Origin of the sequence: Klenkia soli (genome assembly GCF_900103975.1) — a bacterium.
GTDB lineage: Bacteria > Actinomycetota > Actinomycetes > Mycobacteriales > Geodermatophilaceae > Klenkia > Klenkia soli.
Map to the genome: position 1 here is coordinate 317871 of NZ_FNIR01000004.1, position 25600 is coordinate 343470.

General features: G+C 74.1%; 29 protein-coding genes. 27 read left to right on the forward strand and 2 right to left on the reverse strand.

Annotation, left to right across the window (positions count from 1 at the left end):
* The first annotated feature begins 200 nt into the window (after positions 1-200).
* From BLS67_RS08265 to BLS67_RS08285, 5 genes are all read left to right on the forward strand, one after another.
* Positions 201-1538, forward strand: a complete 1338-nt coding sequence (locus BLS67_RS08265; RefSeq protein WP_091242822.1) for an ammonium transporter — start codon at positions 201-203, stop codon at positions 1536-1538.
* Positions 1538-1876 (forward strand): P-II family nitrogen regulator, encoded by a 339-nt coding sequence (locus BLS67_RS08270; protein ID WP_056288122.1) that lies wholly within the window; start codon positions 1538-1540, stop codon positions 1874-1876. The genes BLS67_RS08265 and BLS67_RS08270 overlap by 1 nt, the downstream gene beginning before the upstream one ends.
* Positions 1877-1999: 123 nt before the next feature.
* On the forward strand, positions 2000-4393 hold the full coding sequence (locus BLS67_RS08275) for a [protein-PII] uridylyltransferase (protein WP_242653921.1): 2394 nt from the start codon (positions 2000-2002) through the stop codon (positions 4391-4393).
* Positions 4394-4461: 68 nt separating this feature from the next.
* Complete coding sequence (gene ffh, locus BLS67_RS08280; protein WP_091242825.1) at positions 4462-5973, forward strand: signal recognition particle protein; 1512 nt, start codon at positions 4462-4464, stop codon at positions 5971-5973.
* Positions 5974-5975: 2 nt separating this feature from the next.
* Entirely contained in the window at positions 5976-7055 is a 1080-nt protein-coding gene (locus tag BLS67_RS08285) for an amidohydrolase family protein (protein WP_091242828.1), read from the forward strand.
* Positions 7056-7058: 3 nt separating this feature from the next.
* Here BLS67_RS08285 and BLS67_RS08290 read toward each other — a convergent pair whose 3' ends face one another.
* Positions 7059-7538 (reverse strand): GNAT family N-acetyltransferase, encoded by a 480-nt coding sequence (locus BLS67_RS08290; RefSeq protein WP_091242831.1) that lies wholly within the window; start codon positions 7536-7538, stop codon positions 7059-7061.
* A 40-nt stretch (positions 7539-7578) separates the two neighbouring features.
* Here BLS67_RS08290 and BLS67_RS23730 point away from each other — a divergent pair, with 40 nt between their 5' ends.
* The 18 genes from BLS67_RS23730 to BLS67_RS08380 all read left to right on the forward strand — a co-directional run bounded on the left by BLS67_RS23730 (position 7579) and on the right by BLS67_RS08380 (position 21500).
* Complete coding sequence (locus BLS67_RS23730; protein ID WP_091242835.1) at positions 7579-7932, forward strand: GatB/YqeY domain-containing protein; 354 nt, start codon at positions 7579-7581, stop codon at positions 7930-7932.
* A gap of 47 nt (positions 7933-7979) precedes the next feature.
* Positions 7980-9737, forward strand: coding sequence for a proline--tRNA ligase (locus tag BLS67_RS08300; RefSeq protein WP_242653922.1), 1758 nt, complete (start codon positions 7980-7982; stop codon positions 9735-9737).
* A gap of 201 nt (positions 9738-9938) precedes the next feature.
* Entirely contained in the window at positions 9939-10391 is a 453-nt protein-coding gene (rpsP, locus tag BLS67_RS08305; protein ID WP_091242842.1) for a 30S ribosomal protein S16, read from the forward strand.
* Positions 10392-10394: 3 nt separating this feature from the next.
* Positions 10395-10631, forward strand: a complete 237-nt coding sequence (locus tag BLS67_RS08310) for an RNA-binding protein (protein WP_091242846.1) — start codon at positions 10395-10397, stop codon at positions 10629-10631.
* Positions 10632-10672: 41 nt separating this feature from the next.
* A complete protein-coding gene (gene rimM, locus BLS67_RS08315) occupies positions 10673-11167 on the forward strand; it encodes a ribosome maturation factor RimM (protein ID WP_278247119.1) in 495 nt (164 codons plus the stop codon).
* Positions 11164-11889: a tRNA (guanosine(37)-N1)-methyltransferase TrmD gene (trmD, locus tag BLS67_RS08320; protein WP_091242852.1), complete on the forward strand. Its 726-nt coding sequence runs from the start codon at positions 11164-11166 to the stop codon at positions 11887-11889. Before rimM ends, trmD begins: the two co-directional genes overlap by 4 nt.
* A complete protein-coding gene (locus BLS67_RS08325) occupies positions 11886-12383 on the forward strand; it encodes an NUDIX hydrolase (protein WP_091242856.1) in 498 nt (165 codons plus the stop codon). Before trmD ends, BLS67_RS08325 begins: the two co-directional genes overlap by 4 nt.
* Before the next feature lie 162 nt (positions 12384-12545).
* A complete protein-coding gene (rplS, locus tag BLS67_RS08330) occupies positions 12546-12911 on the forward strand; it encodes a 50S ribosomal protein L19 (protein WP_091242859.1) in 366 nt (121 codons plus the stop codon).
* A gap of 93 nt (positions 12912-13004) precedes the next feature.
* The gene (gene lepB / locus BLS67_RS08335; RefSeq protein ID WP_091242862.1) at positions 13005-13910 is read left to right on the forward strand and encodes a signal peptidase I; all 906 of its coding nucleotides are present in this window, start codon (positions 13005-13007) and stop codon (positions 13908-13910) included.
* Positions 13911-14048: 138 nt separating this feature from the next.
* A complete protein-coding gene (locus BLS67_RS08340) occupies positions 14049-14777 on the forward strand; it encodes a LuxR C-terminal-related transcriptional regulator (protein WP_091242865.1) in 729 nt (242 codons plus the stop codon).
* Positions 14778-14899: 122 nt separating this feature from the next.
* Positions 14900-15619, forward strand: coding sequence for a ribonuclease HII (locus BLS67_RS08345; protein WP_091242867.1), 720 nt, complete (start codon positions 14900-14902; stop codon positions 15617-15619).
* Positions 15616-15936 (forward strand): DUF2469 domain-containing protein, encoded by a 321-nt coding sequence (locus BLS67_RS08350; RefSeq protein ID WP_091242871.1) that lies wholly within the window; start codon positions 15616-15618, stop codon positions 15934-15936. Before BLS67_RS08345 ends, BLS67_RS08350 begins: the two co-directional genes overlap by 4 nt.
* Before the next feature lie 112 nt (positions 15937-16048).
* Positions 16049-16426 (forward strand): YraN family protein, encoded by a 378-nt coding sequence (locus BLS67_RS08355; protein ID WP_091242874.1) that lies wholly within the window; start codon positions 16049-16051, stop codon positions 16424-16426.
* Entirely contained in the window at positions 16426-17949 is a 1524-nt protein-coding gene (locus BLS67_RS08360) for a YifB family Mg chelatase-like AAA ATPase (protein ID WP_091242877.1), read from the forward strand. Before BLS67_RS08355 ends, BLS67_RS08360 begins: the two co-directional genes overlap by 1 nt.
* Positions 17946-19166, forward strand: coding sequence for a DNA-processing protein DprA (gene dprA, locus BLS67_RS08365; protein ID WP_091242881.1), 1221 nt, complete (start codon positions 17946-17948; stop codon positions 19164-19166). The genes BLS67_RS08360 and dprA overlap by 4 nt, the downstream gene beginning before the upstream one ends.
* 108 nt (positions 19167-19274) lie before the next feature.
* Positions 19275-20231, forward strand: a complete 957-nt coding sequence (locus BLS67_RS08370; protein ID WP_091242885.1) for a tyrosine recombinase XerC — start codon at positions 19275-19277, stop codon at positions 20229-20231.
* Between the two features lie 50 nt (positions 20232-20281).
* Positions 20282-21094 carry an RNA polymerase sigma factor WhiG gene (gene whiG, locus BLS67_RS08375; protein ID WP_242653925.1) on the forward strand — a complete coding sequence of 271 codons (813 nt, stop codon included), beginning with the start codon at positions 20282-20284 and terminating at the stop codon, positions 21092-21094.
* A 4-nt stretch (positions 21095-21098) separates the two neighbouring features.
* Positions 21099-21500, forward strand: a complete 402-nt coding sequence (locus BLS67_RS08380) for a nuclear transport factor 2 family protein (protein ID WP_091242888.1) — start codon at positions 21099-21101, stop codon at positions 21498-21500.
* On the opposite strand, the gene BLS67_RS08385 is transcribed toward BLS67_RS08380, so the two are convergent.
* Entirely contained in the window at positions 21463-21969 is a 507-nt protein-coding gene (locus BLS67_RS08385) for a M23 family metallopeptidase (RefSeq protein WP_091242891.1), read from the reverse strand. The genes BLS67_RS08380 and BLS67_RS08385 overlap by 38 nt on opposite strands.
* Positions 21970-22295: 326 nt before the next feature.
* On the opposite strand from BLS67_RS08385, the gene rpsB reads away from it, so the two are divergent.
* From rpsB to frr, 4 genes are all read left to right on the forward strand, one after another.
* Positions 22296-23210: a 30S ribosomal protein S2 gene (rpsB, locus tag BLS67_RS08390; protein WP_091242894.1), complete on the forward strand. Its 915-nt coding sequence runs from the start codon at positions 22296-22298 to the stop codon at positions 23208-23210.
* Positions 23211-23294: 84 nt separating this feature from the next.
* Positions 23295-24110 (forward strand): translation elongation factor Ts, encoded by an 816-nt coding sequence (gene tsf, locus BLS67_RS08395; protein ID WP_091242896.1) that lies wholly within the window; start codon positions 23295-23297, stop codon positions 24108-24110.
* 100 nt (positions 24111-24210) lie between these two features.
* Entirely contained in the window at positions 24211-24984 is a 774-nt protein-coding gene (pyrH, locus tag BLS67_RS08400; RefSeq protein ID WP_207500414.1) for a UMP kinase, read from the forward strand.
* Positions 24985-25042: 58 nt separating this feature from the next.
* The gene (frr, locus tag BLS67_RS08405) at positions 25043-25600 is read left to right on the forward strand and encodes a ribosome recycling factor (protein ID WP_091242900.1); all 558 of its coding nucleotides are present in this window, start codon (positions 25043-25045) and stop codon (positions 25598-25600) included.

The following is a 25600-nucleotide window of genomic DNA, read 5'->3' on the forward strand; positions in this document are numbered from 1 at the left end:
TGCACAACCCTCGCAACAAGGTGCAGCGACACCACCCGTACGGGTCGGCAACGTGACCGGAACACGACGGCACGACACGCGGGGGCGAGTTCACGACCCGGAAACACGTGTGCGCCGCCCCCGGAAACACGGGGTCGGCACTGTCTTCGGCGTCCCCCCGACGCGGCCGATGGCCGACGACCCCTGATCAGGAGGTTGCCGTGGTCAACACCGGCGACACCGCCTGGATCCTCACCAGCGCCGCGCTCGTGCTGCTGATGACCCCCGGCCTCGCGCTCTTCTACGGCGGCATGGTCCGCGCGAAGAGCGTCCTCAACATGATGATGATGAGCTTCGGAGCCGCTGCGCTGATCAGCGTGCTCTGGGTGCTCTACGGCTACTCCGTGGCCTTCGGCAACGACGTGGGCGCCGGTCTGCTCGGCAACCCCGGTGAGTTCTTCGGCCTCAAGGGCCTGATGGAGGACCTCACCACCGACGCCGGCGGCTACCCGGTCATGGCCTTCGTCGGCTTCCAGGCCGTCTTCGCGATCATCACCGTCGCGCTGATCTCCGGCGCCATCGCCGACCGCGCCAAGTTCGGCGCCTGGATGGTCTTCTCGGGCGTGTGGGCCACGATCGTCTACTTCCCGATCGCCCACTGGGTCTTCGACTTCACGATCACCGCCGACGACGGCACCGTCACCCACGTCGGCGGCTGGATCGCCAACAACCTCAAGGCGATCGACTTCGCCGGTGGCACCGCCGTCCACATCAACGCCGGTGCCGCGGGCCTGGCCCTGGCCCTGGTCCTGGGCAAGCGCCGCGGCTTCGGCCGCGAGGCGATGCGCCCGCACAACCTGCCGCTGGTCATGATCGGCGCCGGGCTGCTGTGGTTCGGCTGGTTCGGCTTCAACGCCGGTTCCGCCCTGGCCGCGAACAACACCGCCGCCGTGGTCTGGGTGAACACCCTGGTCGCCACCGGCGCCGCTGCCCTGGGCTGGCTGCTGACGGAGAAGATCCGCGACGGCCACTCCACCTCGCTCGGTGGCGCCTCCGGCGTCGTCGCGGGTCTGGTCGCGATCACCCCCGCCTGCTCCGCGGTCTCGCCGGTCGGCGCGATCATCCTGGGTGCCCTCGCCGGTGTGCTCTGCGCCCTGGCCGTCGGCCTGAAGTACCGCTTCGGCTACGACGACTCCCTCGACGTGGTCGGCGTGCACCTGGTCGGCGGTCTCTGGGGCACCATCGCCATCGGCTTCCTGGCCGACCCGGACGCCCCCGCCGGCGTCGAGAGCCTGTTCTTCGGCGGCAGCGTCGACCAGCTGTGGCGCCAGGTCGTGGGCGCCGTCGCCGTCCTCGTGGTCTCCTTCGTCCTGACCTACGTGATCGGGTTGGCCATCGAGAAGACGATGGGCTTCCGGATCAGCGAGGAGGACGAGGTCGCCGGTATCGACAACGTCGTGCACGCCGAGTCCGGCTACGACTTCACCAGCCTGAGCGGCGGCAGCGGTTCCGCCCTGCACCAGGCCACCACCGCCAAGACCGTGGAGGGTTCGCACTGATGAAGCTGGTCACCGCGATCGTCAAGCCGTTCAAGCTGGACGACGTCAAGAACGCCCTCGAGCTGATCGGCATCGCCGGTCTGACCGTCAGCGAGGTCCAGGGCTTCGGCCGCCAGCGCGGCCACACCGAGGTCTACCGCGGTGCGGAGTACCAGGTGGACTTCGTCCCCAAGGTCCGCATCGAGGTCGTCGTCAGCGAGACCGACGCCGCCCGCGTGGTCGACGCCGTCGTGGAGTCCGCCTCCACCGGCCAGATCGGCGACGGCAAGGTGTGGGTGACCACGATCGACGAGATCGTGCGCGTCCGCACCGGCGAGCGCGGGGCGGACGCGCTCTAGCCCACCCTCGCAGCGCAGCACGACCCGTCGGCCGGGGTGGTGGGACGACCACCGCCCCGGCCGACGGCGCGTCCAGCACACGTCGCGCGGCACCGCTGCCGCCCACCCGTGAGAGGTGCCCCCGTGGTCGACCCCGCACCGCCGCCCGCAGCCGCCGACACCGCGCCGCGGCCGGAGGACATCGCCGCCCTGGACCGCGCGGGCCGGGTGGCCGCCCTCGACGGCTGGTTGTCCGGGCTGCTGACCGGCGCCCTGGCGTCGGCCCCCGCACCGAGGGGTCGCCGGGGCCAACCCGCCCCGGCGCCCGGGACCGGCATCGCGCTGGTCGCCGTGGGCAGCCTGGGCCGCCGCGAGCCGGCCCCCCTCGGCGACCTGGACCTGGTGCTGGTGCACGACGGCCGGCCCGGGATCGCCGCCGTCGCCGACGCCCTCTGGTACCCGATCTGGGACGCCGGCCACCAGCTGGACCACTCGGTGCGCACGGTCGCCGAGGCCGTCCAGGTGGCGGGCACCGACGTCAAGGCGGGGCTGGGGCTGCTCGACGTGCGGCTGGTCGCCGGCGACGCCGACCTGGCCACCGCACTGCGCTCGGCCACCCTCGCCGGCTGGCGGCAGTCGGCGAGCCGGCTGCTGCCCGAGCTGCACGACCTGCGGCGCGGCCGGATCCGCACCGTGGGGGAGCTGGGCTTCCTGCTGGAGCCCGACCTCAAGGAGGCCTACGGCGGGCTCCGCGAGGGGCAGGTGCTGCGGGCGCTGTCCCTGGCCCAGCTGGTCGACCAGCCGCCCGCCGACGCCGAGGAGGCCTACGCCCTCCTGGTCGACGTCCGCGACGAGCTGCGGCGTCGCGCCCGGCGGGGCACCGACGTCCTGGTCCGGCAGGAGCAGCCCGGCGTGGCCACCGCCCTGGGCCTGGCCGACGACGACGTCCTGCTGCGGCGGGTGAGCCTGGCCGGCCGGAGGCTGGCGTTCGTGGCCGACGAGGCCTGGCGGCGGGTGGACGCCGCCTTGGTGCGGCGGCCCCGGGCGCGCTACCGCCGGGTCCACCGCGAACCGCTGGCCGAGGGGGTCGTGCGCCAGGGCGACGAGGTCGTGCTGGCCCGCGACGCCCGGCCCGCCGCGGACCCGGGTCTCGTGCTGCGCGGCGCCGCCGCGGCCGCCCACGCCGACCTGCGGCTGTCGCCGTACACGCTCAAGGTGCTCGCCGTGCACGCCCCGCCGTTGCCCGAGCCGTGGCCGGCCGAGGTGCGCTGGTCGTTCCTGCGGCTGCTGGCCAGCGGGCGCAGCGCCGTCCCCGTGCTCGAGCAGCTGGACCAGGAGGGCCTGCTGGTCCGCATGCTGCCCGAGTGGGACCACGTCCGGTCCCTGCCGCAGCGGCACCCCTGGCACCGGTTCACCGTCGACCGGCACCTGGTCGAGGCCGCGGCCGCGGCGGCGGCGCTGACCCGGGACGTCGACCGCCCGGACCTGCTGCTGGTCGGCGCCCTGCTGCACGACATCGGCAAAGGCCGGCCGGGGGACCACTCCGAGGTGGGCGGGGTGCTGATCCGCGGCATCGCCGCGCGCATGGGCTTCCCCCCGGCCGACGTCGAGGTGCTGGTCGCCATGGTGCGGTTCCACCTCGTGCTGCCCGACGTCGCCACCCACCGCGACCTCGACGACCCGGCCACCATCGACCGCGTCGTCGAGACGATCGGCGGGGACCGCGCGCTGCTGCAGCTGCTGCACGCGCTGGCCCAGGCCGACGGGGCGGCCACCTCGAGCTCGGCCTGGTCGCCGTGGAAGGCCCACCTGGTGGCCGCGCTGGTCGGCCGGGTCGCCGCGCGGCTCGGGTCGGTCACGGTGCCCGAACCGGTGCTCGAGCCCAGCGCACCCCAGGCCGAGACCCCGGCCCCGGAGATCCCCGGGCCCACCCGCCCCGTCACCGTCGGCGTCGAGGACGTCGTCGACGGCCAGCAGGTGACCATCGGGGCACCCGACCGGCCCGGGTTGTTCAGCCTGTGCGCCGGGGTGCTGGCGCTCAACCAGCTCGACGTCCGGGCCGCGCGGGTCACCGTGGAGGCCGGCTACGCGACGTCGGTCTTCGCCGTCCGTCCGCGGTTCGGCCGGGCGCCGGTGCCCGGGATCCTGGCCGACGCCGTGCGGGCGGCCATGGAGGGCACGCTGCCGCTGGGGGAGCGGTTGGCCCAGCGCGAGCGCGACTACCGCCAGGACGGCTCCCGGGGGGCGCCCCCGAAGGTGTCCTGGTTCGACGCCGAGGCGACCGGGGCCGCGAACTCCCTCGTCGAGGTGCGGGCCGCCGACCGCGCCGGGCTGCTGTACCGGCTGACCGCCGCGCTGGCCGCCGAGGGGCTCGACGTCCGCGGCGCGACGGTCGAGACGCTCGGGGCCGACGCCGTCGACGCGTTCTACCTGGCCGACCCGTCGGGCACGCCGGTCGACGAGGGGCAGCGGGGGCGCGCGGCGCAGGCGCTGCTCGCGGCCGCGTCGGGGGTGGCACCCGACCCGGTCCCGCGCTGACCCCGGATACCCTGGGGACCGCTCGTGATCCACCGCTGACCGTGATCCACCGCTGCTAGGGACGTGTTGTGTTCGAGACCCTCTCCGACCGGCTCGACAAGGTCTTCACCGGGCTGCGCGGCAAGGGTCGGCTCTCCGACGCCGACATCGACGCCACCGCCCGCGAGATCCGGATCGCCCTGCTCGAGGCCGACGTGGCCCTGCCGGTGGTCCGCGAGTTCATCGCCGCGGTCAAGGACCGCGCCCGCGGGTCCGAGGTCAGCCAGGCGCTGAACCCGGCGCAGCAGATCATCAAGATCGTCAACGAGGAGCTCGTCGGCGTCCTGGGCGGTGAGACCCGCCGCATCCGCTACGCCAAGACCTCGCCGACGGTGATCATGCTGGCCGGCCTGCAGGGCGCGGGCAAGACGACCCTGGCCGGCAAGCTGGGCCGCTGGCTCAAGGCGCAGGGGCACACCCCGCTGCTGGTGGCCTGCGACCTGCAGCGCCCCAACGCGGTGAACCAGCTGTCGATCGTCGCCGGCCAGGCCGGGGTGGACGTCTACGCGCCGCAGCCGGGCAACGGCGTCGGCGACCCGATCGCCGTGGCCCGCGAGTCGATCGAGCACGCCCGCCGCACGATGCACGACGTCGTCGTGGTCGACACCGCCGGCCGGCTGGGCATCGACGCCGAGCTGATGGCGCAGGCCGCCGGCATCCGCGACGCCGTGCAGCCCGACGAGACGCTGTTCGTCGTCGACGCCATGATCGGCCAGGACGCCGTCACCACCGCGATCGCCTTCCAGGAGGGCGTCGGGTTCTCCGGCGTCGTGCTCACCAAGCTCGACGGCGACGCCCGCGGTGGTGCCGCGCTGTCGGTGCGCGGGGTGACCGGGCAGCCGATCATGTTCGCCTCGACCGGTGAGAAGCTCGTCGACTTCGACGTCTTCCACCCCGAGCGCATGGCCTCGCGCATCCTGGGCATGGGCGACGTCCTCACCCTCATCGAGCAGGCCGAGCAGGCCTTCGACGCCGACCAGGCCGAGAAGATGGCCGGCAAGCTCGCCAGCCGCGACGGCTTCACCCTCGAGGACTTCCTCGAGCAGATGATGGCCATCCGCAGGATGGGGCCGATCGCGAACCTGCTGAAGATGCTGCCCGGCGCCGGGCAGATGAAGGAGCAGCTGGCCAGCATCGACGACCGCGACCTCGACCGCACCGCGGCGATCATCCGGTCGATGACCCCGGGCGAGCGGGTCAACACCAAGATCATCAACTCCTCCCGCAAGGTGCGCATCGCCAACGGTTCCGGGGTGACCGTCACCGAGGTCAACTCGTTGCTGGAGCGCTTCGTGCAGGCCCAGAAGATGATGGGCCAGATGGCGGGCTCGATGGGCATGCCGGGCATGGGCCCGATGTCCAAGAAGGCCCGCGGGCGCCAGCAGCAGGTCGCCGCCCGCAAGGGGAAGAAGGGCAAGAAGGCTCCCGCCCGCCGGCAGATCGGTGGCGGGATGCCGCCGGGTGGGATCCCCGGGCTGCCGCCGGGCCAGGGCGTGCCCGACCTGAGCAAGCTGGACTTCAGCCAGTTCAAGGACCGCTGACCGTGCACCTGCGGGGCGTGCTGCTGCCCGACGGCGAGCAGCGTGACCTGTGGGTGCACGAGGGCCGGATCACCTTCGAACCGGTTCCGGGGGCCGAGACGGTCTCGCGCAGCGGCTTCGTGCTGCCGGGGCTGGTGGACGCGCACTGCCACGTCGGCATCGCCCGCGGCGGCGGCCACGTCGCGGACCTCGCGGCCGCGCGCGAGCAGGCCCTCGTCGAGCGCGACGCCGGCGTGCTCCTGCTGCGCGACTGCGGCTCGCCGGTCGACACCCGGGCCCTGGACGACGAGCCCGACCTGCCGCGGATCCTGCGCGCCGGCCGGCACGTGGCCCGCACCCGCCGCTACATCCCCGGGCTCGCCGTCGAGGTCGAGCCGGCCGACCTGGTCGACGAGGTGCGCACCCAGGCCCGCCGCGGAGACGGCTGGGTGAAGCTGGTCGGCGACTGGATCGACCGGGGTGCCGGCGACCTCGGCCCGCTGTGGCCCGACGACGTCCTGGTCGCCGCGATCGACGCCGCGCACGCCGAGGGTGCCCGGGTCACCGCGCACACCTTCGGCACCGATGCGCTGCCGGGGTTGATCCGCGCGGGCATCGACTGCGTCGAGCACGGCACCGGCCTGACCGAGGAGCTGGTCGGCGAGATGGCGGCGCGCGGCACCGCCGTCGTCCCCACGCTGGTGAACGTCGAGAACTTCCCGGGGTTCGCCGAGGCGGGCGAGGCCAAGTTCCCGCAGTACGCCTCCACGATGCGGCGCCTGCACGCCTCCTCGGGGGCGGTGGTGCGCGCGGCGTACGAGGCGGGGGTGCCGGTGTTCGCCGGCACCGACGCCGGCGGCGGCATCGACCACGGGGTGATCGCCGACGAGATCCGCGCGCTGCACGCCGCCGGTCTGCCCCGCGAGGCAGCGCTGGCCGCCGGTTCGTGGGCGGCACGGGCGTGGCTGGGTCTGCCCGGCCTGGTCGAGGGCGCCCCGGCGGACCTGGTCGTCTACGACGCCGACCCGCGGGCCGACCTCGACGCCCTGGCGCGGCCGCAGCTGACGCTCCTCCGCGGCCGGGTGGTCACCGCCCGCGGGTGATGGTCAACCGGGCAGCTCGAGCTTGAAGCCGGTGTGGGTGGGGGCGAAGCCCAGGCGTTCGTAGAAGCGGTGGGCGTCGGACCGCTGCGCGTCGCTGGTCAGCTGGACCAGGCCGCAGCCCCGCCGTCCGGCCTCCTCGACCGCCCAGCCCACCAGGGCGGCGCCGAGTCCGGCTCCCCGGTGGTCCCGGTGCACGCGGACGGCCTCCACCTGCGCCCGCCGGGTGCCGCCCCGGGACAGCCCGGGCAGCACCGTCAGCTGCAGGGTGCCGACCACGCCGCCATCGGCCTGCACCACCACCAGCAGGTGCGCCGGGTCGGCGTCGACCTCGGCGAACGCGTCCAGGTAGGGGCGCAGGTCGGCCGGTGACTCCCGGGTGCTGCCCAGCGGGTCGTCGGCCAGCAGCGCCACGAGGGCCGGGACGTCGTCCACCCGTGCCCGGCGCAGGGTCGTCGCCGGGGTCAGCTGCTGGGGCAGGTCCATCCCGGCATCCTCCCCGTCGTCCCGTTGCGATGGTGAGGGCGTGGACGACCTCGTGGCGTGGATGCGGGCGGACCTGACGGCCGCGATGCGGGCCCGTGACCGGACCACGACGGCGGTGCTGCGGGCAGCGCTGGGCGCGGTGGCCAACGCGGAGTCCGTCCCGGTGCGGGAGGCCGGTCGGCCCGCCGCTGACGGGCCCGTCGCAGGCGCGGTCACCGGGGTGGGAGCAACCGAGGCGCCGCGGCGGGTGCTGAGCGCGGCCGACGTCGTCGCGGTCCTCCGGGCCGAGCGCGACGAGCGGCTGGCCGCAGCCGACCAGCTGGCCGCCGCCGGGTCGTCCGGGGCCGCGGACGAGCTGCGCGGGACCGCGGCGCTCCTGGAGCGCTACCTCTGAGAGCGGCGGGGAAACCGGTGGCCGGCCCCCGGGCCACGGCTGGGAGGATGTCGCCCGTGCTCCTGACGATGTCCACCCTGTTCGTGCGCACCCTCCGGGACGACCCGGCCGACGCCGAGGTCCCCAGCCACCGCCTGCTCGCCCGCGCCGGCTACATCCGGCGCGCCGCGCCCGGTGGCTTCACCTGGCTGCCGCTGGGCTGGCGGGTGCTGCGCAACGTCGAGCGCATCGTCCGCGAGGAGATGGACGCGATGGGCGCGCAGGAGGTCCACTTCCCGGCCCTGCTGCCCCGTGAGCCCTACGAGGCGACTGGCCGCTGGACCGAGTACGGCGACAACATCTTCCGGCTCAAGGACCGCAAGGGTGCGGACTTCCTGCTCGGCCCCACCCACGAGGAGATGTTCACGCTCCTGGTGAAGGACCTCTACGGCTCGTACAAGGACCTGCCGCTCTCGCTGTACCAGATCCAGACCAAGTACCGGGACGAGGCGCGGCCCCGGGCCGGGCTGTTCCGCACACGCGAGTTCGTGATGAAGGACAGCTACAGCTTCGACGTCGACGACGCCGGCCAGGAGCGCTCGTACACCGCCCACCGCGAGGCCTACACCCGGATCTTCGACCGGCTGGGCCTGGACTACGTGATCGTCTCGGCGATGTCGGGGGCGATGGGCGGATCGCGGTCCGAGGAGTTCCTCACCCCCACCCCGATCGGCGAGGACACCTTCGTGCGCTCGGCCGGCGGCTACGCGGCCAACGTCGAGGCGGTCACCACCGTCGTCCCCGACCCGATCCCGCTCGAGGGCCTGCCCGCCGCGCACGTCGAGGACACCCCCGACACACCGACCATCGACACCCTGGTGGCCGTGGCCGTCGAGCGCTTCCCGGACGCCGGCTACACCGCGGCGAGCACGCTGAAGAACGTCGTCGTCCAGCTGCGGCACCCCGACGGGACCGCGGAGCCGCTGGTCATCGGTCTGCCCGGCGACCGCGAGGTCGACGCCAAGCGGCTGGAGGCGGTCGTGCACCCGGCGGAGGTGGAGCCCTTCACCGACTTCGCCGCCCACCCCGCGCTGGTCAAGGGGTACATCGGGCCGCAGGCGCTGGGGTCGGACTCCGCGTCGGGCATCCGGTACCTGGTCGACCCCCGCGTGGTGCCCGGCACGCGCTGGATCACGGGGGCCAACGAGCCCGGCAAGCACGTCTTCGACCTGACCGCCGGGCGCGACTTCACCTGGGACGGCACCATCGAGGCCGCCGAGGTGCGCGCCGGTGACCCCGCCCCGGACGGGTCGGGTCCGCTGGAGCTGGCCCGCGGGGTCGAGATGGGCCACGTGTTCGCGCTGGGCCGCAAGTTCGCCGAGGCGCTGGACCTGAAGGTGCTCGACGAGAACGGCAAGCTGGTCACGGTGACCATGGGCTCCTACGGCGTCGGGGTCTCCCGCGCGGTGGCCGCCATCGCCGAGTCCACCCACGACGAGCTGGGCCTGGTCTGGCCGCGCGCGGTCGCCCCGGCCGACGTGCACGTGGTGGCCACCGGCAAGGACGCCGCCGTCTTCGAGGCCGCCCGCGCGCTCTCCGAGGAACTGGTCGCCGCCGGGCTCACCGTGCTCTACGACGACCGCCCGAAGGTCAGCCCCGGCGTGAAGTTCAAGGACGCCGAGCTGCTCGGCATGCCGACCATCGTCACGGTGGGCCGCGGCCTGGTCGACGGCGTCCTCGAGCTGCGGGACCGGGCCACCGGCGAGCGCGAGGAGATCCCGGTCGACGGCGCCGCCGCCGCCGTCCTCGCCGCCGTCCGCGGGTAGCCCGCCGCCGCGGTCAGCCGGCGACCGGCAGCAGCGTCCGGCGTCCTGTCGTCGTCTGGCATGATGAGCGGTCGAACACGTGACTCCGGCGGCCCTCTCACCGTCGACGAGCGTGTCCAGCCGCACCGCCCCCGGACGCAACCCCACACGTCGGTCGGGGCGGGCACCCACGAATCTCGTACGAGGAGCACACCACACACCGTGGCCACCAAGATCAAGCTCATGCGTCTCGGCAAGATGCGCGCGCCGTACTACCGCATCGTCGTCGCCGACGCCCGCACCAAGCGCGACGGCCGGTCGATCGAGACCATCGGCAAGTACCACCCCAAGGAGGACCCCTCCTTCATCGAGGTCGACGCCGACCGCGCCGCCTACTGGCTCGGTGTCGGCGCCCAGCCGACCGAGGCCGTCGCCGCGATCCTGCGCGTGACCGGTGACTGGCAGAAGTTCAAGGGCGAGCCGGCCCCGGCCCCGATGAAGGTCGCGGCCCCCAAGCCCGACAAGAAGGCTGCCTACGAGGAGGCCGCCCGCGCCGCCGCCGACGAGCCGGCTGCCGGTGCCACCACCCCGAAGAAGAAGGCCGCCCCCAAGGCCGAGGAGAAGGCCGACGAGTCCTCCGAGGCCCCCGCGGCCGAGACCCCGGCTGCCGAGTAACCAGTGCTCGAAGAGGCGCTCGAGCACCTGGTCAAGGGCATCGTCGACAACCCCGACGACGTCGCCGTCGACCTGATCGAGGGCCGGCGCGGCAAGACCCTCGAGGTCCGGGTGAACCCCGAGGACCTCGGCAAGGTCATCGGTCGGGGCGGGCGCACCGCCAAGGCGCTGCGCCAGGTCATGACCGGTGTCGGCGGACGCGGCCTGCGGGTCGACGTCGTCGACACCGACGGGCGCTGAGCACCACCCCGCGCCCGCAGGGCACCCCACCGGACACCGTGGTGGTCGGCCGCATCGGCCGGCCCCACGGTGTCCGCGGTGAGGTGACCGTCGAGGTGCGCACCGACGACCCCGACCGCCGCTTCACCGCGGGCGCCGTGCTGGCCACCGAGCCGGCCGAGCGCGGCCCGCTGACCGTCGAGTCGGTCAAGTGGCACTCGGGCACCCTCCTCCTGCGCATCGCCGGGGTCGGGGACCGGCAGGCCGCCGACGCCCTGCGCAACACCCTGCTCGTGGTCGAGGTCGCCGATCTCCCCGAGCTCGAGGACGACTCCTTCTACGACCACCAGCTGGTCGGCCTGGCCGTCCAGCTGACCGACGGCACGGTCGTGGGCACCGTGTCCGGGGTCCGGCACGACGCCGCCGAGCTGCTGGTCGTGCGCCGGCCGGGCACCCACGACCTGCTGGTGCCCTTCGTCACCGCCATCGTGCCCACCGTCGACCTCGTCGCCGGGCACCTGGTCATCACCCCGCCCGAGGGGCTGCTCGAGCTGTGAGGATCGACGTCCTCACGATCTTCCCCGAGTACCTGACCCCGCTGGGGCAGGCGCTGCTGGGCAAGGCCGCGGCCAAGGGGCTGGTCGAGGTCGGCGTGCACGACCTCCGCCGCTGGACCGACGACGTGCACCGCACCGTCGACGACAGCCCCTACGGCGGTGGCCCCGGCATGGTGCTGCGCCCCGAGCCCTGGGGTCGGGCGCTGGCCGAGGTCCGCCCGCCGGGCACCCGGCTCGTCGTCCCCACCCCGGCCGGGCGCCCGTTCACGCAGGCCGTCGCCGCGCGGTGGGCCACCGAACCGGGCCTGGTGTTCGCCTGCGGGCGCTACGAGGGCATCGACCAGCGGGTCGCCGACGCGGCCGCCGAGCACGGCCCCGTGTCGGAGGTCAGCATCGGCGACTACGTGCTGGCCGGCGGTGAGTCCGCCGTCCTGGTGATGGTCGAGGCGGTCACCCGGCTGATCCCCGGCGTCGTCGGCAACGCCGAGTCCGTGGAGTTCGACTCGCACGCCGACGGCCTGCTCGAGGGCCCCTCGTACACCCGGCCGGCCGTGTGGCAGGGCCACGAGGTGCCCCCGGTGCTGCTGTCCGGTGACCACGCCGCGATCGCCCGGTGGCGGCGCGCCGAGTCGATCCGGCGCACGGCCGACCGTCGTCCCGACCTGCTGGCCGGGGTCGAGCTGACCGCCGCCGACCGGGCGGCGCTGGACGCCGACGCGTGACGGCGTGGGTCCGACCCACGGCGCGGGTGCTGGTGCTCTCGCCCGAGGGCCGGGTGCTGCTGCTCGGTGCCAGGCTCACGGGGCCGGACGCCGTCCCGGGCGACGTCCTGTTCTGGGCCACCCCCGGCGGCGGGGTCGAGGAGGGCGAGTCCCTGCGCGAGGCCGCCGCGCGCGAGCTCGCCGAGGAGGTGGGCCTGGTGGTCCCGCCGTCGGCGCTGGAGGGCCCGGTGTGGCTGCGCCGGCACGTGGGTCGGTTCGGCGACCAGGAGATCGACAGCCGCGAGACGTTCTTCGTCCTCCGCGACGTCGAGCACGTCGTCGACCCGGGTGCCCGCACCGAGCTCGAGGTGCTGGCCGACGAGCCGCACCGCTGGTGGAGCGTCGAGGAGGTGGCCGGGGCGGCCGTGCCCTTCGCCCCCACAGACCTCGCCGACCTGCTGCCCGACGTGCTGGCCGCCCCGTGGGCCGGCCCGCCGCGCGTGGTCGCCGGCTGACATCACAGGCCCGCTGCTTCCCCGCACCGCCCGGTGTGGCACGATAGGACGCTGCTGCTGCCGCTCTGCATCGAGCGCGGTTCCCCGGATCACCTGCCGAGGCCGCTGCGCGCCCGGCGAGCAGCCCGAGAACAGACACCGCTAGGACTGAGGACTGCTGCGATGAACACCCTGGACGCCCTCGACGCCGAGTCGCTGCGCGACGACATCCCCGACTTCCGCCCCGGGGACACCGTGAAGGTGCACGTGCGGGTCATCGAGGGCACCCGCTCGCGCATCCAGGTCTTCCAGGGCGTCATCCTGCGTCGCCAGGGCGGCGGCATCCGCGAGACCTTCACCGTGCGCAAGGTCAGCTTCGGCGTGGGCGTGGAGCGCACCTTCCCGGTGCACACCCCGGTCGTCGAGCAGATCGAGGTGCTGACCCGCGGTGACGTCCGTCGGGCCAAGCTCTACTACCTGCGCGACCTGCGCGGCAAGGCCGCCAAGATCAAGGAGAAGCGCGAGGTCCGCGAGGCCGTCTCGCGCTGACCCACCGCTCACAGCACGGCCCGGTTGCGACACGCAGCCGGGCCGTTCTGCGTCCCGGGGGCGCGGCAGGGCCGGACCGTACGCTGACCGGCGATGAGCACCGACCGGCCTACCGGGCCCGCCGACGACGACACCGCCGGGCACCGCGCCGAGGGCGGTGACGACGAGGTCAGGGTCAGCCGGTTCTCCCGCCGGGCCCGCCGCCGCGACCGCGACGAGCAGAAGAAGGGGTCGCTGCTCAAGGAGCTGCCGATCCTGCTGGTGGTGGCGTTCGTGCTGGCCCTGCTGGTCAAGACGTTCCTCGTGCAGGCGTTCTTCATCCCCTCGGGGTCGATGGAGACGACGCTGCACGGGTGCACCGGCTGCACCGGCGACCGGGTGCTGGTGACCAAGCCCCCGTACTGGTTCTCCGACCCGCAGCCCGGCGACGTCGTGGTGTTCCAGGGGCCGGACACCTGGACCCCCGAGGTCGAGGTCAGCGAGCCGACCAACTGGTTCTCCTCGGCGGCCCTGTTCCTCGGCCGGGCCATCGGGGTCGCCCCGCCCAGCGAGGACGACTACGTCAAGCGGGTCATCGCCACCGGGGGCCAGACGGTCATGTGCTGCGACGACCAGGGCCGGATCACGGTCGACGGGCAGCCGCTCGACGAGCCCTACATCTACGAGAACACCCCGCTGGAGTCGCGCTCGTTCGCGCCGGTGACCGTGCCCGAGGGGCGGCTCTGGGTGATGGGCGACCACCGGTCGGCCTCCGCGGACTCCCGCTCCCACGTGTCCGACCAGTACTCGGGCACGATCGCGGTCGACGACGTGATCGGCAAGGCGTCGGTGATCGTGTGGCCGTTCAGCCGGTTCACCTTCCTGGACAGCCCCGACATCCAGCCGCAGCAGGCGCAGGGGGCGGGGCTGCAGGGCGACGTCGTCGCGGTGGCCCCGCTCCTGCTGGGACTGGGTGGGGCCGTGCCGGTCACGGCCTGGCGTCGACGCCGGCGCGGATGAACACCGCTGCGCCATTCCCGGAATGGCGCAGCATGTTCCTGGTGGGACGCAGAAGAAATCATCAGGAAGTGTTCAAGCACTCCGTCGGGTGAGTCGATGAAGCATTTGTCGTCATCGAACCCGAACGAAGGAACTGCAATGTCCAGCACCCCGGCCGGAACGACCCGCGGCGTCACCCGCGTTCTGCTGCTCGCCGACGCCCCGGTCCTGCGCCGTGGCCTGGTCAGCATGATCAACGAGACCGCCGGCATGCAGGCCGTCGGCGTCCCCGGCGAGCTGCGCCGGGCGCTGACCCTGGTCGAGTCCGCCCGCCCCGACGCCGTCGTCGTCGAGCTCGGTGCCGGCCGCGCCGCCACCCTCAACGTGTGCCGCGACCTCCGCCGCCGGTACCCCCGCGTCGCGATCGTCGCCCTGGCCACCTCCGAGGACCCCGCGGTGGTCAACGAGGCGCTCGCCGCCGGCATCCGCGGCTACCTGCTCATGAACACCTCGCCCACCCTGCTCGGCTGGTCGGTGCTGGCCGCCCGCGCCGGCCGCACCGTGGTCGACCCGCAGATCCGCCGGGTCGAGCCCAGCGAGGTCCCCGTCGCCAAGGAGCTCACCCCCTCGGTGCCGCTGACCCGCCGCGAGTCCGACGTGCTCGACGAGCTGATCCAGGGCCAGAGCAACCGGGCCATCGGCCGCAACCTGTTCATCAGCGAGGACACCGTGAAGAGCCACGTCAAGGCGATCCTGCGCAAGCTGGGTGCCCGTGACCGGGCGCACGCCGTCTCGCTGGTCCTCTCGGCCCGCAACGGCGGCGGCTGCACCTGCTCCCACGGCCACGTCGCCGAGGTGGCCACCGAGGTGGAGACCGCCGGCGTCTGACCCCCGACCCGTGCGGGCGGGGCGTCCGCCTCCTCGGCGCCCCGCCCGCACTCCCACCGACCCCCGGGCCGGTCCCCGTCGTCCGGGGGCCGGCCCGTGACACGTCGTAGGCTCGACGGGCGATGCCTGCTCCGTCCCGCCCCGCCGACGCCCTCTGGTCCATGGAGGGCTCGCTGCGTCGTCGCGGGTTCAGCGCCGTCGCCGGTGCCGACGAGGCCGGGCGCGGCGCCTGCGCCGGTCCGCTGGTGGCGGCGGCCTGCATCCTGCCGGCCGGACGGCGGGGGAGGGTGCCGGGGCTGGCCGACTCCAAGCTGCTCACCGCGGCCGCCCGTGAGCGGGTCTACGCCGAGGTGGTCGAGCGGGCCGTGGCGTGGTCGGTGGTGGTCGTCGACGTCCCCGAGCTCGACGAGCGGGGCATGCACGTGACGAACATCGAGGCGCTCCGCCGGGCGGTGGGCACGCTGCAGGTCAGCCCGGACTACGTGCTCACCGACGGTTTCCCCGTGCCGGGGCTGGTGCAGCCCACCCTCGCGGTGTGGAAGGGCGACCGCGTGGCCGCCTGCGTGGCCGCTGCGTCGGTGCTGGCCAAGGTCACCCGGGACGCGATGATGGTCGACCTGCACGGCCGCTTCCCGCACTACGACTTCGACGTGCACAAGGGCTACATCACCGACCTGCACACCGCCCGGCTGGACCGCTTCGGGCCCTGCCCCGAGCACCGGCACCGGTTCGTCAACGTGGCCCGCGCCCGTGACGCGCACGCCGCGCGCGTCTCCGCCGCCGGGATGGACGATGATGGCCCCGTGCACCAGTCCCCGACGCGCGTGGAGATCTCCCGATGAGCACCGAGGACCTCGAGAAGTACGAGACCGAGATGGAGCTGCAGCTCTACCGGGAGTACAAGGACATCGTCCGCCAGTTCTCCTACGTGGTGGAGACCGAGCGGCGGTTCTACCTGGCCAACTCGGTCGACCTGCAGGTGCGGGAGGCCGGCGGCGAGGTCTACTTCGAGCTCAAGCTCTCCGATGCCTGGGTGTGGGACATGTACCGCCCGGCCAGGTTCGTGAAGAACGTGCGGGTCGTGACGTTCAAGGACGTCAACGTCGAGGAGCTGGACAAGCCCGACCTCGAGCTGCCGGAGAACCCGCGCATCACCTGATGCCCTAGCAGGTCGCCGGCGGTGGTGCTGGTCGTCGTCCACACCGGGGCTCGCCGTCCACAGATGGACGGCGACAGCCCCGCATCGCGCCGCGCAGGACCACGGTGGGGCGGTGCACCCGACCCCCACCACCCCTGCCGGCCGGCGCGCCGAGCTCGGCGCCCGCGGCGAGCAGATCGCCGTCGACCACCTCACCGCCGCCGGGCTCACCGTGCTCGACCGCAACTGGCGGTCGGGTCGCGGTGAGCTCGACGTCGTCGCCCGTGAGCACGACGTGCTGGTGTTCTGCGAGGTGAAGACCCGCTCGGGCACCGGTTACGGCACCCCGCTCCAGGCGGTCACCCCGAGCAAGCAGGCCCGGCTCAGGCAGCTGGCCGGCCGGTGGCTCGCCGCCCACGACGAGCACGCGGCGCGGCTGCGCTTCGACGTCGTCGGCGTGCTCGTGGTGGCCGGGCACACGACCGTGCAGCACCTGCGCGGGGCGTTCTGATGGCGCAGGCCCGCACCTGGTCCGTGGGTCTCGTGGGCGTGACCGGAGCGCTGGTCGAGGTCGCGGTCGACGACGCCCCGGGCGCGCCGGCCCTGGCCCTCGTCGGGCTGCCCGACGCCGTGGTGCGGCAGTCCGTCGACCGCGTCCGGGCCGCGGTGCGCCGCTGCGGGTGGAGCTTCCCCGACGGTCGGGTCACCATCTCGCTGTCCCCGGCGGCCATGCCGAAGCAGGGCGCCGGGTTCGACCTGGCCCTCGCGGTCGCGGCGCTGGCCGCCACCGGTCGGCTGGCGCTGCGCGAGGTGGACCGCCCGGTCTTCCTGGGCGAGGTCGGGCTCGACGGGTCGCTGCGCGCCGTGCGGGGGGTGCTGCCCGGGGTGCTGGCCGCGCGGGCCGCGGGGTTCGGCACCGTCGTCGTGCCCGCCGCGAACGCAGCCGAGGCGGCCCTGGTGCCCGACGTGACCGTGCTGGCCGCCGAGCACCTCGGTGACGTCGTCGAGCACCTCCGGCGGTCCGGGGCCAGGTTGTCCGCGCACCGGCCGAGCCCGCCGCCGCCCCTCCCGCCCGGGCCCGACCTCGCCGACGTGGTGGGCCAGGCGACCGGTCGGCGGGCCATCGAGGTGGCCGCCGCCGGCGGGCACCACCTGCTCCTCACCGGCCCACCCGGGGCCGGCAAGACCATGCTGGCCGAGCGGTTGCCCGGTCTGCTCCCGCTGCTCACCGACCAGGTGGCCACCGAGGTCACCGCGGTGGCCTCCGTCGCCGGGGCCCTGCCGCCGGGGTCACCGCTGATCCGGCGACCGCCGTTCGAGGCCCCGCACCACTCCGCGTCGGCGGTCAGCCTGGTGGGGGGCGGCTCGGGCCAGATCCGCCCGGGGTCGCTGTCGCGCGCTCACGGCGGCGTGCTGTTCATCGACGAGGCACCGGAGTTCCCGCGCACCGTGCTGGACACGCTGCGCCAGCCCCTGGAGCGGGGCACGGTGACGATCCACCGTGCCCACGGGTCTGCGACGTTCCCGTGCCGCGCTCAGCTGGTGCTGGCCGCCAACCCGTGCCCGTGCGCCTCACCAGCCGGTGACGCGGCGTGCACCTGCGGCTCGCTCGAGCGCCGCCGCTACCAGGCCCGGCTCTCGGGCCCGCTCCTCGACCGGGTCGACCTGCGCGTGCAGCTGCCCCCGGTCACCCGCGCCGCCTGGCTCGACGGGCTCACCGTGCCGGAGTCCACGGCGGTGGTCGCCGAACGGGTGCGCGCGGCGCGGGCGGCCGCGGGCGAGCGGTTGGCCGGCACGGGCCTGGCCACGAGCGCGGAGGTGCCCGGTCGGCTGCTGCGCGAGCGCTGGCCGGTGCCCCGGGCCGCGCTGGCGCTGGCCGAGCGGGCCCTGGAACGCGGCGCGCTGTCCGTGCGGGGCATGGACCGGGTGGTGCGGGTGTCCTGGACCCTCGCCGACCTGGCCGGCCGCGTGGTCCCCGGGCCCGAGGAGGTCGCCGAGGCACTCGGACTGCGGTTGGCGGGGGCCGCCGCGTGAGCGCCCCGACCGGGTCGTTGGCCGCGGCCGTCGCCGGCGACCCGGCCGATCCCGAACTGGTCCGTCGCGCGCGGGCCTGGCTCTCGCGCACGTTCGAACCCGGGGACGGCGAGGTGGTCCGGTGGGTCGAGCGCTCCGGACCGGTGGCCGCGGTGCGGGCCCTGGTCGCCGGCACCGCACCGGCCGGGGTCCGCCGTCGTGCCGGTCGGAGGTCCGGCACGGACCAGAGCCTGGCCGACCTCGCGGTCGCGGCCCGCGCCGGTGCCCGGCTCGTGGTGCCCGAGGACGCCGAGTGGCCGCGGGCCGCCCTGCACTGCCTCACCGTGGCCCAGCACCGCCACGGCTCCACCGACCGCACCACGGCGCTCGTGCCCCCGCTGGCGCTGTGGGTGCGCGGCGGCCCCCGCCTCGACGAGCTGGTCGACCGCTCGGTCGCCGTCGTGGGGTCGCGGGCCAGCACGCAGTACGGCGACCACGTGGCGGGCGACCTCTCCGCCGGTCTGGCCACCCGGGGGTGGACCACGGTCTCCGGCGCCGCGACCGGCATCGACGCCGCGGCCCACCGCGGTGCCCTCGCCGCCGGTGCACCCACCGTGGCGGTGCTCGCCTGCGGCGTCGACCGGGCCTACCCGCAGGGCAACGCGCGGCTCATCGCCCGCATCCTCGAGGACGGTCTGGTGGTGAGCGAGTCGCCACCGGGCTGCGCGCCGCTGGGGCACCGGTTCCTGGTGCGCAACCGGCTCATCGCGGCGTTGGCGCAGGGCACCGTGGTGGTGGAGGCCGCGGCCCGCTCGGGCTCCCTGGCCACCGCGAAACGAGCACTCGACCTCGGTCGGCCGGTCATGGCGGTGCCTGGTCCGGTGACCGCGGCGACCAGCGTCGGGGTGCACCAGCTCCTGCGGTCCGAGCGCGACGTGCAGGTGGTGACCTCGGCGGCCGAGGTGCTCGAGGCGGTGGGCCGGTTCGGGGTGGACCTGGCCGGGCCGCCGCCCCGCCCCGCCGACGTGCGCGACGACCTGTCCGACGTCGCGCGTCGGGTGCTGGACGCCTGCCCGGTGCGCACGGGGGTCCCGCCGGAACGACTGGCGGCCGTCGCCGGCTGTGCCGAGCTGGACGCGCTGCGGGTGCTCCCCGTGCTGGAGCTGCACGGCCTGGTCGAGCGCACCCCGACGGGCTGGCGCGTTGCCCGGCCGCAGCCCCAGCCGCACGGTGCGTGACCGTGGGCGGGCGAGGTCACCCGGCAGCCTGGTGGCTCGTGCACGAGGGGGTGCCGTGCCCGGCGTGGACGATTGACCAGCTGTGCCACCCTCCCGCAGTCTCGGGCCATGACCAGCCGGACCGCGCAGGCCCGTGCGGCGCTGCCGGCGGCGCTGGCCGAGCCGCTGGAGGCGTGGGTGGAGCACCTCGTCGCCGGCCGCGACCTGTCCGAGCACACCGTCCGGGCCTACACCGGGGACGTGGTGTCCCTCCTGGACCACCTGGTCCGGCTCGGCGGCACCCGCGTGGCCGACCTCGACCTGGCCGTCCTGCGCAGCTGGCTGGCGCTCGGGCGCACCCGTGGCGACGGCCGGTCCACCACCGCCCGCCGGGCGGCGTCGGCGCGGGGGTTCACCGCGCACCTGCGCCGCACGGGGCTGACCTCCGAGGACGTCGGCCTGCGGTTGGCCAGCCCGCGCGCGCACCGCACGCTGCCCGACGTGCTCACCGCCGACCAGGCCCGGTCCGTCGCCGAGGTGCCGCGCACCCTCCCCGACGACGCGTCGACCGAGGCCGCCGCGGTGGCGCTGCGCGACGCCCTGGTCGTCGACCTGCTGTACGCCAGCGGCGTCCGGGTGGCCGAGCTGGTCGGCCTGGACCTCGACGACGTCGACCACGGTCGCCGGTTGCTCCGCGTGCTGGGCAAGGGGCGCAAGGAGCGCAGCGTGCCCTTCGGCGTGCCGGCCGAGGCGGCCCTGCGGCGGTGGCTGGACGCCGGCCGCCCCGTGCTGGCCCGCGCCGGCAGCGGCCCGGCCCTGCTGCTGGGCGTGCGCGGGGCGCGGATCGACCCCCGCGAGATCCGCCGGGTGGTGCACGCGGCCACCGCGGCGGTGCCCGGGGCGCCCGAGCTGGGCCCGCACGGGTTGCGGCACTCCGCCGCCACGCACGTGCTGGAGGGCGGCGCGGACCTGCGCTCGGTCCAGGAGCTGTTGGGTCACGCTAGCCTCGCGACGACGCAGATCTACACGCACGTGACGGTCGAGCGGCTCCGGGCGGTCCACGCGGCCGCCCATCCACGGGCCTGAGGAGGAGCACACGGTGACGGGGACGATCGGCACGGCAGGGGAGTGCTCGCGTGGCTGAGGCCCGGGTGGGAGGGGCCGACGTGGACGCCGACCAGGCGAAGACCGCCGCGGACGCGGCGGTGGCCGACCTGTGGGCCCGCTACGTCGACGACCGGGACGCCGGACTGCGTGACCGGCTGATCCTGCACTACGCCCCGCTGGTCAAGTACGTGGCCGGGCGGGTCGGCTCCGGCCTGCCCGCGCACGTCGAGCAGGCCGACCTGGTCTCCTACGGCACCTTCGGCCTGATCGACGCGATCAGCCGCTACGAGCCCTCTCGCGAGGTCAAGTTCGAGAGCTACGCGATGGCCCGCATCCGCGGCGCGATCATCGACGAGCTCCGCTCCACCGACTGGATCCCGCGCTCGGTCCGCATGAAGGCCCGTGAGTTCGAGCGCACGGTCGCGTCCTTGGAGACCACGCTCCAGCGCAGCCCCACCGACAGCGAGGTCGCCGACGCGATGGGCGTCGACGTCGAGGAGATCCGCAAGTTCCTCGGTCAGCTGTCGCTGGTCAACGTGGTCGCGCTCGACGAACTCCTGGGCGACGACGAGGGCGGTGCCCCGCGCCTGGTCGACACCCTCAAGGACACCTCCGCGCTGGACCCGCAGGCGATGGCCGAGCACGGCGAGGCCCGCCAGCTGCTGGCCCGCGCGGTCGAGCAGCTGCCCGACCGCGAGAAGGTCGTCGTCAGCCTCTACTACTTCGAGGGCCTGACCCTGGCCGAGATCGGCCGGGTGCTCGGGGTGACCGAGAGCCGCATCTGCCAGCTGCACACCAAGGCCGTGCTGCACCTGCGCACCAAGCTCGCCGACATCGCCTGACGCCGTGGTCCCGGCCGAGGCGGACGACGACGGGGTCACCGCCGCGGTCGAGGGCGAGCTCGCGCTGCTGGACCCGGCGGTCCGCTCCTCGCGCGCCAGGGTGGAGGAGTTGCTGCACCCGGGGTTCGTGGAGGTCGGCCGCTCCGGGCGCCGGTGGAGCCGGTCGGAGATGGTCGAGGCGCTCGCCCAGGACCTGTCCCTGGCCGGTGCCGAGGTCGTCGTCGACGAGGTGCGGGGCGAGTGCCTGGCCGGCGACGTCGTCCACCTGACCTACCGGAGCACGGTCGACGGGGCCACCGCCTTCCGCAGTTCCCTCTGGCGGCGCACGCCGGGGGGCTGGCAGCTGTGGTTCCACCAGGGGACCCCGCTCAGCTCCACGGCAGCAGGCGCACCCGCGGGGGAGTGAGCAGGGTCAGCGGGTCGAGGTAGGTCTCCCCGACCCGGGCGCCCCAGTGCAGGCAGGCGTCGGCCGGGCAGCCCCCGTGCCCGGCGAGCAGCACCCCGACCGGCGTGCCCCGCGCCACCGCCTGCCCCGCCGCGACCGCGGACTGCACGGGCTCGTAGGTCGTCCGCACGCCGTCGGGGTGGTCGACGCTCACCACCGGCCGGCCGGCGACCAGGCCGGCGAAGGCCACCACACCGGTGCCGGCGGCGAGCACGGGTGCTCCGGCCGACCCGGCCAGGTCGACGCCCCGGTGCCCCGGGCCGTAGACGGTGTCCGGCGGGTCGAACGCGCGGGTCACCGGCGGCGTACCCGTCAGCGGCCAGTCGTACAGCCCGACGGGGGCGGCCGGCGTGGCGACGGCCGGAGGAGCGGCGCCGGTGAGCGCAGCACCGGTGAGCACGGCCAGCAGAAACAAGCGCAGCACGGTCATCCCCGCACCCTGCCGCCGGCCCGGCCCCGACGGTGGCCACCGGGGCGATCTGTGGACGGAGGCCGGGTTGTGGAGGACCGCGGTCGGCCGGTCCCGACGGGCGCGTATGCTCGTGCCCGCGACCGGTCTCGCGACCGGTCGACTTCGCGCGTCCTCCTCCCACCGCCACGCGGTGGGGCGGATGCCACCTCGGTCCCGCTCCGGCGGGGGAGTGGCCCGTTCAGGACGCCAGGGCGGTGCACCACCCGGTGCCCGCGACAACCGAGACAGCGTGGTGGACCGGCCTCGGCCGGGTGCCGCGCGTGCACACAGAGAGGCGGCGCCACGTGGCAGTCGTCAGCATGAAGAACCTGCTCGACAGCGGGGTCCACTTCGGGCACCAGACCCGTCGCTGGAACCCGAAGATGAAGCGCTTCATCTTCACCGAGCGCAACGGCATCTACATCATCGACATCCAGCAGACGCTGGGCTACATCGACCAGGCCTACGAGTTCGTGAAGCAGACCGTCGCCCACGGCGGTTCGATCATGTTCATCGGGACCAAGCGCCAGGCGCAGGAGGTCATCGCCGAGCAGGCGACCCGTGTCGGCATGCCCTACGTGAACCAGCGCTGGCTGGGCGGCATGCTCACCAACTTCCAGACCGTCTACAAGCGGCTGGAGCGCCTCAAGGAGCTCGAGGACCTCGAGCAGACCGGTTCGCTGGTCAGCCTGTCCAAGAAGGAGCAGCTGGTCCTCTCCCGCGAGAAGGCCAAGCTGGAGCGCTCCCTCGGCGGTATCCGCGACATGAAGAAGGTCCCCAGCGCCGTCTGGGTCGTGGACACCAAGAAGGAGCACATCGCCGTCGGCGAGGCCCGCAAGCTGGGCATCCCCGTCGTCGCGATCCTGGACACCAACTGCGACCCCGACGAGGTCGACTACAAGATCCCGGGCAACGACGACGCCATCCGCAGCGCCGCCCTGCTGACCCGGGTCATCGCCGACGCCGTCGCCGAGGGCCTCATGGCCCGCTCGGCCGCGCAGGCCAACGCCGGTCGCGGTGAGGACGGCGCTGCGCCGGCCGCCGCCGACGCCGAGCCGCTGGCCGACTGGGAGAAGGAGCTGCTGACCGGTGGTCAGGGCGCCGACGCCGCCGCGCCGGCCGACAGCTCGGTCCCGGCCGAGGCCCCCGCTGCCGAGGCTCCCGCTGCCGAGGCCCCTGCCGCCGAGGCCCCCGCGGAGACCAGCACCACCCAGGCGTGACCCGACGGCGCCGCCGTCCGTCCCCCGGGGTCGGACGGCGGCGCCGCGGCGTGTCCCCACCATTCCCAGAGAAGAGGAACTGACATGGCTGCTGTCACAGCGACCGACGTCAAGCGTCTGCGCGACGCCACCGGCGCCGGCATGATGGACTGCAAGAAGGCCCTGACCGAGTCCGACGGCGACTACGACAAGGCCATCGAGATCCTGCGCGTCAAGGGCGCCAAGGACGTCGGCAAGCGCCTGGAGCGCTCCACGACCAACGGCCTGGTCGTCAGCCGCGACCGCGCGCTGCTCGAGCTCGACTGCGAGACCGACTTCGTCGCGAAGAACAAGGACTTCTCGGCCCTGGCCGAGCGGCTCATGGACATCGCGCTGGAGACCAAGCCGGCCGACGCCGCCGCGCTGCTGGCCACCGAGGTCGACGGCCAGACCGTCGAGAAGCTGGTCGAGGGCGAGTCCGCCCGCATCGGCGAGAAGCTGGTGCTGTCCCGGTTCACGTCCTTCGACGGCCCGACCGCGACCTACCTGCACAAGCGGTCCACCGACCTGCCCCCGGCCATCGGTGTCGCGGTGCAGTACTCGGCCGGTTCCGAGGACGCCGCTCGGTCGCTGGCGATGCACATCGCCGCCGCCCGTCCGCGCTTCCTCACCCGGGACGAGGTGCCGGCCGAGACCATCGAGACCGAGCGCCGCGTCGCCGAGCAGACCGCGAAGGAGGAGGGCAAGCCCGAGCAGGCGATCACCAAGATCGTCGAGGGTCGGGTCAACTCCTACTTCAAGGACTTCGTGCTCCTCGAGCAGCCCTCGATCACCGAGCCCAAGCGCACGGTGAAGCAGGTCATCGACGAGGCCGGCCTGACCGTCGACCGCTTCGCCCGCTTCGAGGTCGGTCAGTCCTGACACGCACTCCGGCCCCGTCTCTCCACGGAGGGACGGGGCCGGAGGTCTGTCCGGCCCCGGTCGGGCAGTATCACCGGAAGACCACCCCGAGAGGACCCTCGTGACCCAGACCCCCGCACTGCCGCTCTCGGCCCCCACCGCCTTCAAGGCCGCCGGGCCCGGTGGCTACGACCGGGTGCTGCTCAAGCTCTCCGGCGAGGCCTTCGGCGGCGGTGGCGTCGGGGTCGACCCGGCCATCATCCGCGACATCGCCGAGCAGCTGGGCACCGTGGTGGGTTCCGGCACCCAGGTCGCGATCGTCGTCGGCGGCGGCAACTTCTTCCGCGGCGCCGAGCTCTCCCAGGCCGGCATGGACCGCGGCCACGCCGACTACATGGGCATGCTGGGCACGGTCATGAACTGCCTGGCCCTGCAGGACTTCTGCGAGAAGGCCGGCATCGAGACCCGGGTGCAGACCGCCATCACGATGGGCCAGGTCGCCGAGCCCTACATCCCGCGCAAGGCGATGCGGCACCTCGAGAAGGGCCGGGTCGTCATCTTCGGCGCCGGCGCCGGCATGCCCTACTTCTCCACCGACACCGTCGCCGCCCAGCGCGCCCTGGAGATCGAGTGCCAGGTGCTGCTGATGGCCAAGAACGGGGTGGACGGCGTGTACGACGCCGACCCCCGCACGACCCCCTCGGCGACCATGTACACCGACCTGGACTACGCCACGGTGCTCACCGACGAGCTCGCCGTGGCCGACGCGACCGCCATCAGCCTCTGCATGGACAACCGCATGCCGATCGTGGTGTTCAACCTGCTCCGCGACGGCAACATCGCCCGCGCCGTCGCAGGTGAGAGGATCGGCACGCTGATCAGCCGGTCCGCCTGAGGCCCAGCCAGCACGACCAGACCACACCGGCCGCACCGGCCGCAGGAGGAGAACCACAGTGATCGACGACACCCTGCTCGACGCCGAGGACCGGATGGACAAGGCCCTGTCCGTCGCCCGCGAGGACCTCGGCTCGGTGCGCACCGGTCGCGCGGCCCCGTCCATGTTCAACCGCATCGTGGTCGAGTACTACGGGGCGATGACCCCGGTGCCGCAGATGGCCTCCATCACCGTCCCCGAGGCGCGCATGGCCGTCATCAAGCCCTACGACGCCGGCCAGCTCACCGCGATCGAGAAGGCCATCCGCAACTCCGACCTCGGGGTCAACCCGACCAACGACGGCCAGCTGATCCGGGTGAACTTCCCGCAGCTGACCGAGGAGCGGCGCCGCGACCTGGTGAAGCAGGCCCGCAGCAAGGGCGAGGACGCCAAGATCGCGATCCGCAACGTCCGGCGCCGCGCCAAGGAGGAGCTGGACCGCATCAACAAGGACGGCGAGGCCGGCGAGGACGAGGTGCGCCGCGCCGAGAAGGAGCTCGACGACCTCACCGCGCAGCACATCACCGGCATCGACGACGCGATGAAGAACAAGGAGGCCGAGCTGCTCGAGGTCTGA